This window comes from Microcosmobacter mediterraneus, assembly GCF_031846265.1.
Classification (GTDB): domain Bacteria; phylum Bacteroidota; class Bacteroidia; order Flavobacteriales; family Flavobacteriaceae; genus Microcosmobacter; species Microcosmobacter mediterraneus.
Window position 1 is genome coordinate 340,108 of the sequence record NZ_JAVRIA010000002.1, and the last position, 15,881, is coordinate 355,988.

Sequence of the window (15,881 nt, forward strand, 5' to 3'; positions counted from 1 at the left end):
ACTATTGATTTTTATTATTGGTTCTATCGATATCTGCCATCATTTGGGATGGATCTATTTCTACAGATTTAACCGTTTTACTAGTTTCTAATTTATAGGTTGGATGAGTCCAAGCCCAGTCTGGTTTTAATGTGGCTTGCGTTGGTTTTTCGCCACGCATCATCTGTAAAGGAATATAAAATTCTTCCGAAGAACCGTCTTCGTAAGTAACCGATAAATCAATAGGCATTGGCATTAATCCTATTCGTTCTAGTGTAATTGTATTTCCTTCTACAGCAGAAACAGCATAATCAATAGTATTTGTAGTTTGAGCAAAATCCATTAAATACCAATCTAACTCTAAGCCAGACACTTTCTCTGCAGAACGAATAATATCTAATGGTGTTGGGTGCTTAAATGCAAAATCCTTAAAGTATTTTTTTATTGTAGTTTTTAAGTTGTCTTCTCCAATCACATAACCTAATTGGGCTAAGAATACTTCGCCTTTACTGTAGGCAGCGATACTATAAGCCATATTGTGTTCGTAACGATCAGCATGCGTCGTTAGTGGTTGTTCCTTACCAGATGTAGCTAAATAAATATAACCTCTGTAAGCTCCGAAAAATGGATTAATACGACCTTGCTCCATTATTTCATTCATCGCCATGTCACTAATATAACTTGTGAAGCCTTCATCCATCCACTCATGCTTAGCCTCGTTAGTAGCTAATAAAAATTGAAACCATGTATGTGCAAATTCATGCGCTGTAACGCCAACTAAACTTCCAAATTTTCGCTGACCAGTAATTAAGGTACACATAGCATACTCCATTCCGCCATCACCTCCTTGTATTACAGAGTATTGTTTGTAAGGATAAGTTCCGATGTGTTTGTTGAAATATGCTAAAATAGCAGCCGTTTTTGGCTGAAGGTTTTTCCAGTTCTCTAAATACTTTTGTTCTAAAGTGCTTTTGTATAAAAAGTGTAGATCTACATCGTTTTCACCTTTGTAGATATCATGAATAAACTCTGGATCAGCTGCCCAAGTAAAATCGTGTACGTTAGGCGCAACAAAATGCCAGGTTAGCTTATCGCCTTTTGGTCGCTTCACTTTTCCTGTTTCGTAACCATAGCCTATTTCATTTGGATTCTGAAGATAACCGCTGCCTCCAACTACATAATCTTTATCAATAGTTAGCTTAACATCAAAATCTCCCCAAACGCCATGAAATTCTCTAGCAATATAAGGATCAGCGTGCCAACCTTCAAAATCGTACTCGGCGAGTTTAGGATACCATTGTGTCATAGACAAAGCAACGCCTTCTGCATTATTTCTTCCAGAGCGACGAATCTGCACAGGAACTTGGGCATCAAACTCCATATTAAATGTCACTTTCTCTCCTGGCTGTATAGGTTTTGCTAAATCAACTTCTAATACAGTGCCAACCGTTTCGTGTTTAATAACTATTCCATTTTGCGTTAATGAATTTACCTTTATATAACCAATTTCATTAGGTTGTAGCTTGCTTATTTTATCCGCTATTTTACCACTTGGATCAGCAATGGTTCTAGACCTTACATCCATTTCACTTCCTGGCTGAAAGGCGTTAAAATAAAGGTGATAATACACTCTGTTTAACACATCTGGTGAATTATTGGTGTAAACCAATTCTTGCTTCCCTTTATATTGATAGGATTTAACATCCATATCAATTTCCATTTTATAATCAACATGTTGTTGCCAATACGTTGTGTTTTGAGCGTAAGAAACAATACTACTACATGCAATTATTGCTAAGACTAGTGTTTTAAAAGACTGTACCATGTTCTACTGATTATTTGCTAATTGAGATGCTTTGATTAAAGCATTATAGGCGTTAGCAATAGTGCCATATTTAGATAGTTCTGCAAAAGGTCTCACATCATTTGCTTCACCTCCCACAACTACTTTAGTTGTTAAGTGTAATCCAGATTCTACAATGGCTTGCTTAACCTCAGCTGAAGAAAGACTAGGGAATTGCGATCTAATTAATGCCGCAATACCTGCAACAGCAGGTGCAGCCATAGATGTTCCACCTTTAAATTTATATTCATTCTCTGGAGTTGTTGAATATACTTCACTTCCTGGAGCAAATACATCTACATTTATTTTGCCGTAGTTAGAAAATCCCGAAACCATATCTGTTCCGTATTTTGGTGCTAATGATCCTACTGTAATAAATGAGTTAGAAACCTCTGGTCCATTATTTACTTGATCATTAGGGAAATTATAATTACTATCTAAATCTTTACTATCGTTTCCTGCGGCATGAATAATAACCACATCTTTTTGATCTGCATAAGCAATGGCGTCTCTAACCCATTGACTGTGAGGTGAAAAGTCTTTACCAAAACTACCATTAATAACTTTTGCTCCATTATCTACAGCATAACGTATGGCTAAAGCTATATCCTTGTCATATTCATCGCCATTTGGTACAGCTCTTAACGACATAATTTCAACATTGTTTGCTACACCATTTCCGCCTTTACCGTTATTGCGTTCAGCTGCAATAATTCCAGCAACATGTGTTCCATGAGCTTCGCTTTTTTTAACTGGCTTTACATTCCCATTTCCGTAACCTACGTCAGATAAATCATTAATGTTATCTCCCGTTTTTCTTCCTTTAAAATCTTTGTTTAGGTTATAATTCAATCTATCATTAATGTCTATCATTGCAGAACTTAGTTCTTCTATTGCTTCAGGCAAGGAGCCTAAATTGTTTGAATACATATATCTAGCAATATTAACTGCTTGTGTTAACGATTGATCTTCAGATTTAATGGCGTTAACCTCTTCTTTTGTGTAATCTTCCTTTCCAAAGTGTTTTTTAAGTGTTTCGTGAGCACCTTTTACTTGTTGAAGGATTTGCTCGTATTGTGTTTTGTACCCAGAATATTTTTGATACTCATCTTGTTGCGCTTTTTCAGCTTCTGCATAACGTGGATCATCAGCATTACCTGAAGCCAACAAGCGCACATATTCAAGTTGTTCGTTATAGCCTTCTCCGAGAAAATTCCAACCATGCATATCATCTACATAACCATTTTTGTCGTCGTCAATACCATTGTTAGGCTTTTCTTTTTTATTGGTCCAAATAACACCGTCTAGATCTTCGTGATCTATATCTATACCAGAGTCGATTACGGCAACTATAACTTTGACACCTTTTTTACCTTTAATAATATCATTATAGGCTTTATCTACAGCCATACCTGGAATAGTGTCGTTAACCAAATCTAAGTGTTGCCAATTTTGTTTTTGGGTTTCGGTTAATTCACTTTCCTTTAATGGAGAAGTGTCTATATCTTCAACAGGTGTTGAAATTATTGGGGCAACACCTCCACAGCCTAATACTAAAACTCCTATTGCTGTTATTAATATGTGTTTAATTGTTTTCATAATATTATAGATTAAATAGTTCTTTACAGCTAAACGTATTGTTTAGCCTTACTCCTTTTTCTGTATGTTTTACGGTTATTATTTCGTTATGAGCGTCATGTTCTAAGAACAAATAAAAATTGTGGTCAGCTGCCATATTTAAAAATTGCTCTTTTTCGTCTAAGGTTAATAGAGGTCTGGTATCATAGCCCATTACATAAGGTATAGGTAAATGACCAGCTGTTGGTAATAAATCTGCCATAAAACAAATGGTAGTATCGTTATAGTGTATCATAGGAATCATCTGCTTATCTGTATGACCATTGGCAAAAAAAATGCCAAACCCTAATTCAGATTGATTAACTATGTTGTTTTCTGGAAGGATCGCAAACTTTAATTGACCACTTTTTTCCATTGGTTCTATATTTTCCTTTAAGAAAGAAGCGCGTTCTCTTCTGTTGGGCTCTGTTGCCCATTTCCAATGCTCAGCATTGCTCCAAAAATATGCATTTTTGAATGCTGGCTGAAGTATTGTTTTATCTGAATTCCACTCTACACTTCCGCCACAATGATCAAAATGAAGGTGTGTCATAAACACATCAGTGATATCATCTCTATGAAAGCCAAAGTTTGATAATGATTTATCTATTGTGTCATTTCCCCATAAATGATAATAGCTATAAAACTTTTTAGATTGTTTATTTCCCATTCCTGTATCAATTAAAATTAATCGATCTCCATCTTCTATTAAAAGGCAACGCGCAGCAATATCAATCATATTATTGGCGTCTGCAGGATTGGTTCTTTGCCATAATGGCTTGGGTACAACACCAAACATAGCGCCACCATCGAGTTTAAAATGACCAGCTTGTATTGGGTAAAGTTTCATAGGGTTGCAAAATAAGAAATCTAAATATAACCTTGAAGTTTGTTGGGTTTTTATTAAGAAATGATATTCGATTTATAAAACCTAGAGTTATTTGATTTTTTAGTATTTTCACTCCAAATTAAATGGTTATGGTAGAGTTAGCTGGTATTATTATTCTTGGAATTTTAGCACAATGGGTTGCTTGGCGACTTAAAATCCCTGCGATTTTACCTTTAATTTTAATTGGCTTACTCGTTGGGCCAATAGCTGCCGAATTTTTAAGTGAAGATCGCGCTAAATGGATAGAACCCATCTGGAATGGAGAAAAAGGATTATTTCCTGGTGAAGGTTTATACTATTTTGTTTCCTTAGCCATCAGTATTATCCTGTTTGAAGGCGGTTTAACCCTAAAACGAAGTGAAATAAAAAATGTTGGTCCTGTAATAACCAAACTTATCACAGTGGGTTCTGCAATAACCTTCTTTGGTGCTGCATTAGTAGCCTACTATCTATTTGGGTTAAAATGGGATTTAGCCTTTTTATTTGCTGGACTTATTATTGTAACTGGACCAACTGTAATTACACCTATTTTAAGAAATATTCCTTTAAAGCGTGATGTTTCTACTGTATTAAAGTGGGAAGGTATACTCATTGATCCTATAGGTGCTTTGGTGGCTGTTTTGGTTTTTGAGTTTATTAGTGTTGGTGGCGATAGCGGATTTACAAAAACAGCGCTAATTGAGTTTGGTAAAATTGTACTTTTTGGTACAACATTTGGTTTCACATTTGCCCATGCTTTAGTCTTTGTGATTAATAAAAAATTCATTCCTCATTATTTACTCAATGTAGTATCCCTATCAGTGGTGCTTTTAGTATTTATTGAATCTGAAATTTTTGCTCACGAATCTGGTCTTTTAGCTGTTGTGGTTATGGGAATGGTAATTGGTAATAGTAAACTAGAAAATATTAAAGAGCTTCTTTATTTCAAAGAATCTTTAAGCGTTCTACTAATCTCCATTCTTTTTATTCTGCTTTCTGCGAACATCAATTATCAAGATTTAATGCTGCTTTACAGATGGGAAACATTAGCCTTATTTTTAATCGTTGTCTTTGTAATAAGACCTTTAGCAGTTTTTGCAAGTGCACATGGCTCAACATTAAAAACCAACGAAAAACTATTTATTAGTTGGGTTGGGCCTCGTGGTATTGTGGCTGCTGGTATTGCTTCGCTTTTTGGCGGCAAGCTCTTAAGCCAAGGTGTGCCAGGTGCTGAATATATTACACCATTAGTATTTATGATTGTTCTAGGAACTGTATTACTTAATGCTACTACAGCCAGACTTTTTGCAAAGCTTGTTGGTGTATTCTTAAAAAAATCTGATGGAATTTTAATCATCGGAGCTTCAAAAGTATCGCGCTTAATTGCAGAGTATCTCGTTAAAAATAATCGGCATGTTGTTTTAGTTGATAGTAATAAAAATAATATAGCTAAAGCTCAAGATTCTGGAATTGAGTCTTTTACAGAAAACATATATTCAGGTACCTTAACCGATAATATTGAGTTTAATGATGTAGGTTATTTGCTTGCCTTAACAGGAAACACAGACATAAATAAATATGCTATAAATAAATTCTCTAAACAATTTGGGGAAAATGGATCGTTTAGGTTAGCTTCTAAGTCTGAAATTTTAGACTCTTCTGGAGTCAATGAAGGGTTATTTAGTAAAACTGACGACTTTAACTCATTTACAGATATTGCTCAAAAATTCCCTTCAATACACGAAAAAGATATTGATGATAATGAACACCTTCAAAAACTAATAAAACTTACTGATTCTGATAAATTTACTGTGCCTTTGTTTATAAAAAACAAAAGTGGAGACCTAGATATGTTATCTTCAATTGATCTAACTAACACAGAATTAGAAAATGGAGCTAAACTTGTTTATTTAGGTAAGTCTTTAGAAGATTAAAAAGCTCGATTGTTACCAACCGAGCCTTCTCCACTATATTTAGCTAAAGCTAGTCTTGCTAAATAAAGCCTTATTAACGTTTAATTACTTTTCCGTTTATAATCTGCCCATCTGTACTCTCTACCTTAACAAAATAAACACCAACTTCTAAGTGCTTCATTGAAAAACTAGTTTTATTAGTTTCAAAAACTAGACGTCCGTTTGCATCAAAAACCAAAATCTTATTTATCGAATCATTGCCAATATTGACTAAATCTTTTGTTGGGTTTGGGAAAAAAGTGAAGTTGTTTTCACTTAAATTAATATTATTATCACTTAGAGTAAGTTGTGATAAATCTAAATCAGTTTTTAATAAAAGACCGTAATTTGTTAAAATTGCTATGGTGGCTGTGTTATTATTTTGAAAACGAGAATTAGGAGCTGGAGTTTCCTCTATAACAAGAGTTTTTCTAATAGTTAAATTATTAGAAACTGGGCCTTGTTGTTCCAGAACATTTTCCATAATTAAATCCCCCGTTTCGTCCGTTGACAGAACAGAGTATATAATATGAGTGCCATTACTATTTTTTACAAGTGAAAATAGAACGGGAGTTCCTAAGTCACCATATGCATAAGTTATGGTAACAAATGAATTAATTATTTCATCAGGTTCCCCATTATTATCTTGATCAATACTGAAATCCCTACTTATTAGTTCATTTGAAGTATCATTCTCCGTTAATGTGCGTATGGTTGTATTGTCTGAAAGAAGCAACACCGTAGAAATTGATTCTGAACTAGTCCTTATGATTAATGGATCGCTATTAGGAAAAAGTATATCTGAAAGCACATATCCTTTAGCAACTGAATTACCATTTGTGTTTTTGTTCCAAGACTCTTCAGTGTAAAGAGCATTAGAATTTCGTCTATCATTATTAAAATTATCATCAACAGATGTGTCCAAACTTATGCCAACTGCATATATATTATCAGAAGATGTAGCTTCACTTGTGCCAAAAAGGACATTTTGCGAGAGATCTCTATCGGTGGTAAATATTTCTTCAGAAGGGGCGCAAGTTCCAATCAATGTATTGCATTGTGTTTTATAAGCGCGGTAATTAAAAGACGCATCAAACCCTTTGTGCACTATATTAATAATGCCGTTTTCTGAGTTGTATATTGCAGATTTTTTAGTAACTATCGCCAAATAATCAGGTATACTATGATTAAATGTTGTAATTGCATTGTTTTCATCAATAAAAAGCCATCCTTCATTAGCTTCAACAATAAAGTGGTTGTTATCGTTGATTATGCTAAATAGGAAATCGCCCGCAGATGGAGTTAAAGTAATTGGCGTTGGAAAGCTTCCGTTAAAAGTCATTGGGTCAATTTCAACTGCATGTAAATCAAAAGAGCGTGTAAAACCAATTTCAAAATTTCCGTTTGTTTTTTCTCTAATAGCAAAATCTGTGACAACATTAGAATTAACAGCAACAGGGGCATTTAAATAATTGATATTAGCATTTATACATGTTTCTGATGAAGGTGTAAATTGAACTAATTTACCAATATCTGGAATACTCGAAAAAATTATAGGCGCAGCGTAAACTTTACCGTCTCCTCCAAAAACTGTGGCTGTATATACATTTTCATTTAAACAGTTAGTATCATCCTCTCTATAATTTGTCCAGGTATTTGTGTTCAGGTCAACTATTGAAAGTCCAAAATAATATGTGCTAGGTGCTGATGTACTTACCACTAAATGACCTGTTGATTCATTTACAGAAATTGAATGTGCCTGATAAGGAAATGCATTTATCGGATCTAATTCTTGATAAGTATTCCACACTCCGTCGTCACTCAAGGTGTTTATTCCCTGAAAACCACCAACATAAAGTAAGTCATTAGAGTCAACCGCTAATGAAAGTACAAAATTAGATATTAAATCTGAATTAGAAGATGTGTAATTCGTCCAAGTATCTGTGGCTTTTTCTAGTTCCCACAAGCCATTAACATCTCCAGCAAAATAAGTTTTTGTACCAGCAATGTTTTCAATAATATCTTTAGGTCTAAAAGATGTAACTTGTTCACTTTCAAAAGCGCCATTATCAAATTTCTGATATCCAAAAGCATCTTCTTTAAAGATATATAGTGATCCGTCTTTCGCATATTCTAATTCTAAGAATAAAAATTGATTGGTAAATTCGCCTATGCTTAAATCAGAATTATCATAATTATAAATTGTAACATTAATTCCGTTATAAATAGCAATTCCATCAACCAGAGCAAAAGCAAGATTATCGCTTGTAGGATCCTGAGCTACATCTTTCACTTTTCCAATTGCTGGATTTTGACTTGTTAGGTTGCAAAAATCAGTTACAGTATTAGCAGAGGTGTTATATTTTATATAACCAATATCCGTCGCAAGGTGCAGTTCATCTGAGTTTACTTCGTCTGGTACTATTTTAGTAATTTCTGACGCTTTGGTATATAAATACCAACCATCTGTCTGAGCAAACGTTGGTAATGAGTATAACAACCCTAAGAGTAAAACTAATTTTGTTTTCATAGTGGAGAAAAATTTAATTCTCCATAAAACTAGTATTTACAAGGGTCGATGCGATTTAAATGTGATAACTGACGTAAAAAACAACATAATTAACGACTTGCTTTTATACAAGGTTGGACTTAAATGTTCTTGATAACGGTATTTCAATATTGGATTGTAAAAAAAGAGTTGTGCTGTTTAGAGAATCAATGAAGTTTTTATTAACAACATAAGATCGATGTACGCGAACAAAATTAGGTGGTAGTTCTTCTAAAATAACTTTTAGTTTGTTTCGATCAATCACTGTTTTCTCATCAGTAACAAACTCTAAATAATTGCCATCAGATTTAATGAATTTTAAATTATCTAGATATACTTTAGTTTTGTTGTTAAGCACTAATGCTAGCTGCTCTACTTTTCTAGAAATTTCATCTTTTTCAAATTCAACCTGTTTAATGCGTTTTTGAGAATTTAAAAAACGTCTCCAAAGCCAAATTGAAACTAATGTTGCGATTAATGCAGCTATTGACCATCGCCATATTTTATTTTCTTTTTTAGAAATTAATAATTCTTGTTCCTGATTAAGCTGTTTTAGTTGAATCAGTTCTTTTTCTTGTTTTTCATTTCGAAAATTGGCTGTGATTTTTGCAATATTCCCTTTTTCGGTAATTCTATCTATAGAGTCGCTAAATCGGTTTCTTACAAGTGCATAATTAAGCGCTTCATTATATTGCTTTAAATTCTTATAGCCTTCAATTAAACTGTCATACATCTCAATTTTTAACTCTTCCTTGTTGGTTAAATTAATTGCTTTCTTTAGAGTCTCTATACCCTCTAAATATATTTTTGCATTAATTTGAGCTTTGCCTAAAATGTAATATGTGTAGTCTAAATTTTGAATGAACCTAGAATTTATTTTACTATCAATAGCACTGTTTGCAGCTTTAATAGCTAAATTAAAATCACCTTTGTTAAGATAGTTTTCACTTAAGTCGTGATATATTATGGATGCTAAGCGCGATTTTTGCTTGTTCTCAATACTACCCAAAGCCTTTAAAGCCGCTTCAATATTTTTTTTATACGATGATCTTTTGTTGTCATCAAGGCCTTTATGGATGTTTTCAATATTTTTATCCTTACTTAACTTACTGTAATACAATGATTGATCAAAGAAATAATCGGCCTGATCCATCATTTCTTTATTTCTAAAAACTATACCAATGTTGAGATTAACTCTAGATAACTGGCGATAATGGTTTATTATCTCAAATGATTCTAGGGCTTTAAAATAATATTCCAAAGCCTCGTCCTCATCTTCCACTAAACTATTTATAACTCCTAAGTTATTATAAGTAACACCTAAATCTTCAGGCTTTAATTTTGAAGCATTATCGACATTAAACTGGAGGAGAGTTACAGCTTGTTTATTTTTCTTTTGTGATAAAAAAAATGTTGATTTATAGCCAATCGCTTTAGCTATTTTTTGAGTATCTACCTCTTTTATGGCTTTATCGTAAGCCAAACCAGCATAGTGTACTGCACTATCGATATTTGTTTGGTAAAAACTTTGAGCTATTTGAAGGGTAGAATCAATGGAGATATTTTGAGCATTTGAGCCGAATGTAATAAATAAGAGGAAAATAAACTTTAATAACTTCACATGTTGAAATTACAAAAAAAACCGAAGCTATTAACTTCGGTTTATATAAGCAACTTTGAATATGCTGTCTTAGTTTTTAATCATCTTTTTTAAAACCACAATAGCATTCGCAGTAGTTCCTTTTACAATATAAATACCCTTTGATAGTCCTTTTACAGAAATAGTATAATCATTTGCGCTTAATACTTTTCTGCCATTTATATCAAACACTTCTATCCTATTTATTGTATCATCAGAGAACGAAATCAAATCTGTTGCAGGATTTGGAAATAATTTTACTGATTTTGGCTCTTCGTTAAACGACTCTAGGCTTAGGGTTTCATCAATAACAGTTAATACAAGTTCATTATTATTTCTACACAATACATCAAACATGTAATTAAATCCGCCAAAAGAAGAAGTAGCGGTCGCTGGTAAATTACAGGTGTTTATTGTCTTCGTAGTTGTGGCAATTATAAATTCATCATTAACATCTGGATTAAAGCCTAAAGTAATTTGAACACTACCATCAAAATCTGCATTCCCAGTTATGGCTAATACATCATATTCTGCGCCTTGTATCAATCCGTTAAGTTCTATATCTAAAATAGAATTTGTAGTTGACTCATAATCGCCTTGAACAGATAACGTTCCTGGTGATAACCCAGGAGCAAAAATGCCATCGTTTGTATAGTTAGCAACAATAGGCAAATCAAAAACACCAACACCTTTTATAACGCCATTAACTTCGTTAGTGAAAGATAGTGACCCCGTAATTTCTAATTCTCCTGTTTCAACTTCAATAGTGCCAGAATTATTTAATTCAACGAATATTCGAGCAATTCCTGTTGTCGTTGACGCCCTTAATAAACCAGAGTTATTTAAAATATTTGAAGTGCCTCCAGACCGTGTAATATTTCCATTGTCCGCTTGCATATCAATAATTCCAGAAGCTTGATTGTTTAAAATGCCTTGGTTAATAAACAAATCACCAGCGCCATTTATGTTAATTGTTCCTGTATTGTTTAAGGTAGTATCTTCAGTAATAAACTTGTTGCCTATTGTGGTTAAATTTAGCACGCTTAGATTCGTTAAAGTGCCACCACCATTTAGAGCTTGATTAGTCCAATTCACGTCACCTGTCCCTGTGAAATTTAGGGTAGCTACTCCAGGAACGCTAACAATATTATTCCAATTTAAAGTACCATCAATTGTTCCCGTTAAAACACCAGCAAGTTCCATAGTGCTTTCCCAGTCTAACACCGCTCCAGAGAATACATTATAGGTGCCATTAGTTAGATTTTTCTCTAAAGAATCAAATATTAGGGTGCCACTCTCTACTTGAATTACACCATTATTATTGTTTAACTCGGCATCTATATCAACCTGTCCTGATGATGACGATCGCATTATTAAGCCTGTATTATTTATAATGTTTAAACCACCTCCAGACTGCATAATATTACCACCATCAGCCTGCAAGTCTATGGTTCCAGCTGCTTGATTGTTTATGACACTCCCATTTTGAATAAATAAATCACCTGTATCTGTTATATTTATGGTTCCTAGATTATTCACCGTAGTATTATCTTGAATGGATTTGCTATTAATTCCGATTAAATTAATAATACTTTGATTTGTTAAAGTTCCACCGCCATCTAGAATGCCTCCAGTCCAATTTAAATCACCACTTCCAGTAAAGTTAAATGTTGCAGAAACCGGAACCTCAATAACATTATTCCAATTTAGATCTCCTTCAGTAGTCCCCATTAAAAAACCAGAAACTGTTATTGTTGTATCTAAGTCTAAAATAGCTCCGGCGGAGACTATATAAGTCCCTCCTGCAAAGTTTTTATCACCAACCCCATTAATGCTTAAGGAGCCGGTATCAACTTGTATAATACCTCCATTATTATTGAATTCTACGCTAGCTATTTCTGCCTCTCCCGTTGAAGTTGATCGACGCATTATACCTGCATTATTTATAATAGGGAGCCCGTCAAGAGCATCAATATCACTATCGTCTGCTCCCATAATTATGGTTCCATCGATTTGATTATTAAGAACTGTACCGCTTCTAAGAAATAAATTTCCCGAACCAATTATATTAATAGTTCCATTGTTATTCACTAAAGTTGAGGTTTCAATAGATTTGTCTGTATTGGAAGTTAAATTTATTGTGCCTTGATTAACTAATAGCGAACAATTTATGCTTCCGCCAGCCCAATTGATTGTAGTGCCTGCTTCAAAAAGAGAAGGTTGAGCGCTTGTAAAGCTTCCGTCGATATTAAGTATGGCTGTGCCTTTAAGCTCTAGAGATTCACAAACAGCACCACCATCAATAGTAACAGTGAAGCCAGAGTCAATCTCGACATCATCCATTAATGTTGGTACCATGTTTGAGCTCCAGTTATTAGCATTGTTCCAATCCGGATCACCCCCTCCACCTGTCCAGATAACTTGAGAAAAAGAGAATACTGAGCTAAATAAAAAGATGATTAAAAGTAATTTTGTTTTCATAATGATAATTTTGAAATTGATACGTTTTTTGATAAGTCCTTGCCTAGCTTACCAAGCAAGGACTATCCACATATTATGGCTAAAAGCTACTAGCCATATATTATTTCTTATTTCTTAGGGAAACCTAAATGGGAAATTGATAATTTTAGAGTTCATAATATGTGGATATTGATTTCCAATAAAATTATGACTGAAAACAATAGACTTAGATAAAATGTGACGAATGGTAAAAAAAATAAAGTAGATGGTAGCTCCTTCTATTTAAGGCTTCCCTTAAAACTCCTAGATAAAGGTGTTTCTGTATTGGGTTTGATAAAAACTGAAGCGCTATTTGCCGAGGTAATATAATTTTTGTTGACGATGTAAGAGCGATGTGTTCTTATAAAATTTGGTGGTAATTGGCCTTCTAAGAGCTTAAGTTTATTTCTGTCTAGAATAACTTTTTCAGAAGTGTGAAACTCTAGATAATTCCCAGCTGCTTTTATATACTTTAAATCTTTTAAATATACTTTTGTTTTATTATTAAGAGCAATAAACTTTTCTTCAACTTTTTTCGCAATAACTTCTTTTTCCTTTTCTACTTGAAATATTCGTTGGCGATATTTTTTTAAGCGCCTAAATAAGATAATTAGACCATAGAAGATTAGTGCATAAATAGCATAGGCTGTTTTAGTGCGCCATATAGGTGGGGAAATCTCTATCTCAATACGGTCACCTTCTTTATTCCATTTTCCATCATTATTTGCTGCTAAAACTTTAAATGTGTAAGTCCCAACAGGTAATCTTACATAACGTGCTTTGCTTGGCTCATTATTATTTACCCAATTAGGATCATGACCCTCCATTTTATACTTGTACTTATTTTGGGAGGTGTTGGTATAATTTAGACCCACATACTCTATTTCTAAGGTATTATGTTCCCACGGAAGTTTCAGTTTTTTTTGAGCTTTAAACACACTAAACGTTGAATCTGATGTCACTACTTGCAAATTGGTAATATGAACAAGCGGAGGATTAGGATTGTCTTTTTTTATTGCGCTTGGGTCAAAAGAAGTAATGCCATTGACACCACCAAGCCATAAGCGACCATCTCTAGTTTTTATAGCCGATTTTCTATTAAATTCTGGGTTTTTTAATCCGTTGTCAGTAGTAAAATATCTAACAGACTTACTTTCAGTCTCATATGTCTTAATACCCTTATCGGAACCCATCCACAATACTCCAGAATCATCTTGTATAATACTAAAAACAACCTGGTTATCTTCCAAAACAGGCACTATGCCATTTGCTCCTAAGCTAAATTTATAAAGCCCTTTATTGGCTCCTATCCAAAGGGTATTTCCAGAAACAAATAAATCCCAAATAGATGAGTTTAATATTCCATTACTGTTTTTAAAATTCACTTCAGAAAATTTATGTGATTTTACGTGAAATGAAAACAGCCCTCTGCTTTCTGTCGCTATAAAAATATAATCTTTTAAACGCACTATTTTCTGAATCCCAGGATATTTTATGTCTTCATCTAATGAGAATGAGGTCAATAGAATACCATCTTTTTTTCTAATTTTATGAATTGCTCTATGCGATGAAACCCAAAGAAAATCTTGGTTAGTGTCTAGCAAGCTGAACGAAATACGTCCATCTTTTCCCTTAAAAGGAATATCAATCTGTTTAAAACCTAAAGTTTTTGGGTCTAAGCATATTAACCCATTATTGGTTGCCATCCAAAGTGGAAAATCACTTTTAGGGACAGTTTCAAAATCCCAAACAAATAAACCTTGTTGAGGAAATATTTTGGGCAAGGTTATTTCATTAAATTCTTTTGAATGACTAGATTTAAAGTAAATACCTTTGCCTAAAGCATTTGTGTAAATTCCATCATTATCTGCGTGTAAACCTATAATGATGTCTTCAGATTCTTCAACGATATCGTCATGCTTAAATATTTTTCTATAAGGGTCAAAATGGTAAACACCAGCTAATGTTCCAACCCATATACCACCAAAATTATCTTTATATAAACTACGAATTTGATTGATTAACGTGGATTTACCCAAGGGGATTTTAGATAGTATTTTTGTAGTATAATCGTACTCAAACAAACCATTATTTGTACCTATCAAGGACTTTTGGGCATCTACCTCGAGCAAATGTCTTGGTAGAATATTGTTTGGTAATTTTGGAAAGCGCCTAAGGGTCGAAGTGTCAATTTCAGTTTTAAAATCATAGGGCACCCATAGTCGTTTTGAATGGTTGCCAAAATCTATGGCACTATTGCTCATCTTTTTTGCATGAGTAGTTGTTTTTTTTGTTTTGGTATCATAAGAAATGATGTCGCCTTGAAAATTATTTATCCACACTTTTTCATTTATGGGTTTTATATGTAAAACATCTTCAATATTATAAGCTAGCTCAACCTCTAAAGATTTAGGGTCAAAAAAGCTAATAGTAGCTGCTGTAGAAATCCATATTTTTCCAAATTTATCTAACGCTATTGAGGAAACATTGTCTATAATAGGAAAATTGATAAGGCCTATTGGTTGCTCAAAATTTTGTTTCTTTTTATTAAAACGATTCAATCCTTTTTCTGTGCCTATCCATATTTGGCCTCGTTTGTCTTCGATAATTGTTCTTACCACATTAGAGGAAATGGATGAGCTGTCTTGTTTAGAATGAAAAAAGGTTTTAATGGAATACCCATCATAACGATTTAAACCATTATTAGTAGCTAACCAGATATAGCCATCATTGTCTTGTAAAACATCATAAACAATATTATTAGATAGACCGTCTTCAGTAGTAATAGATTTAAAAACATAATCTTTCTGAGCAATCTGAGCAAATGAATAAAGCGGTAAAATAGTAAGCAAGCCAACTACGACTATAATATATTTTACTTGCCTAGACTTTTTCATAAAATTAAAGTACAAAAAAAACCGAAGCTTTTAACTTCG

At 33.5% G+C, this 15,881-nt stretch carries 8 protein-coding genes; 1 reads left to right on the top strand and 7 read right to left on the bottom strand.

Features of this window, described 5'->3' with window-relative positions:
- Position 1: 1 nt before the first annotated feature.
- The 3 genes from RM697_RS04965 to RM697_RS04975 are packed head-to-tail and all read right to left on the bottom strand — an operon-like array spanning position 2 to position 4,289.
- A complete protein-coding gene (locus RM697_RS04965) occupies positions 2 to 1,804 on the bottom strand; it encodes a M1 family metallopeptidase (protein WP_311426756.1) in 1,803 nt (600 codons plus the stop codon).
- A gap of 3 nt (positions 1,805 to 1,807) precedes the next feature.
- Complete coding sequence (locus tag RM697_RS04970) at positions 1,808 to 3,421, bottom strand: S8 family peptidase (RefSeq protein WP_311426757.1); 1,614 nt, start codon at positions 3,419 to 3,421, stop codon at positions 1,808 to 1,810.
- A 4-nt stretch (positions 3,422 to 3,425) separates the two neighbouring features.
- A complete protein-coding gene (locus RM697_RS04975; protein WP_311426758.1) occupies positions 3,426 to 4,289 on the bottom strand; it encodes an MBL fold metallo-hydrolase in 864 nt (287 codons plus the stop codon).
- Positions 4,290 to 4,417: 128 nt separating this feature from the next.
- Between RM697_RS04975 and RM697_RS04980 the strand changes: the two genes are divergently transcribed.
- Complete coding sequence (locus RM697_RS04980; protein WP_311426759.1) at positions 4,418 to 6,241, top strand: cation:proton antiporter; 1,824 nt, start codon at positions 4,418 to 4,420, stop codon at positions 6,239 to 6,241.
- Positions 6,242 to 6,314: 73 nt separating this feature from the next.
- On the opposite strand, the gene RM697_RS04985 is transcribed toward RM697_RS04980, so the two are convergent.
- The 4 genes from RM697_RS04985 to RM697_RS05000 form a co-directional block, all read right to left on the bottom strand.
- Positions 6,315 to 8,789, bottom strand: coding sequence for a T9SS type A sorting domain-containing protein (locus RM697_RS04985; RefSeq protein ID WP_311426760.1), 2,475 nt, complete (start codon positions 8,787 to 8,789; stop codon positions 6,315 to 6,317).
- 103 nt (positions 8,790 to 8,892) lie between these two features.
- Positions 8,893 to 10,428 carry a LytTR family transcriptional regulator DNA-binding domain-containing protein gene (locus tag RM697_RS04990; RefSeq protein ID WP_311426761.1) on the bottom strand — a complete coding sequence of 512 codons (1,536 nt, stop codon included), beginning with the start codon at positions 10,426 to 10,428 and terminating at the stop codon, positions 8,893 to 8,895.
- A gap of 69 nt (positions 10,429 to 10,497) precedes the next feature.
- Positions 10,498 to 12,927: a T9SS type A sorting domain-containing protein gene (locus tag RM697_RS04995; protein ID WP_311426762.1), complete on the bottom strand. Its 2,430-nt coding sequence runs from the start codon at positions 12,925 to 12,927 to the stop codon at positions 10,498 to 10,500.
- A 257-nt stretch (positions 12,928 to 13,184) separates the two neighbouring features.
- Entirely contained in the window at positions 13,185 to 15,842 is a 2,658-nt protein-coding gene (locus RM697_RS05000) for a two-component regulator propeller domain-containing protein (RefSeq protein ID WP_311426763.1), read from the bottom strand.
- Positions 15,843 to 15,881: the final 39 nt, after the last annotated feature.

What these genes read in the sequence shown, in the direction of transcription:
- RM697_RS04970 (WP_311426757.1), bottom strand. Translation starts at nt 3,421, where the DNA reads ATGAAAACAATTAAACACATATTAATAACAGCAATAGGAGTTTTAGTA.
- RM697_RS04975 (WP_311426758.1), bottom strand. Translation starts at nt 4,289, where the DNA reads ATGAAACTTTACCCAATACAAGCTGGTCATTTTAAACTCGATGGTGGC.
- RM697_RS04980 (WP_311426759.1), top strand. Translation starts at nt 4,418, where the DNA reads ATGGTAGAGTTAGCTGGTATTATTATTCTTGGAATTTTAGCACAATGG.
- RM697_RS04965 (WP_311426756.1), bottom strand. Translation starts at nt 1,804, where the DNA reads ATGGTACAGTCTTTTAAAACACTAGTCTTAGCAATAATTGCATGTAGT.
- RM697_RS05000 (WP_311426763.1), bottom strand. Translation starts at nt 15,842, where the DNA reads ATGAAAAAGTCTAGGCAAGTAAAATATATTATAGTCGTAGTTGGCTTG.
- RM697_RS04995 (WP_311426762.1), bottom strand. Translation starts at nt 12,927, where the DNA reads ATGAAAACAAAATTACTTTTAATCATCTTTTTATTTAGCTCAGTATTC.
- RM697_RS04985 (WP_311426760.1), bottom strand. Translation starts at nt 8,789, where the DNA reads ATGAAAACAAAATTAGTTTTACTCTTAGGGTTGTTATACTCATTACCA.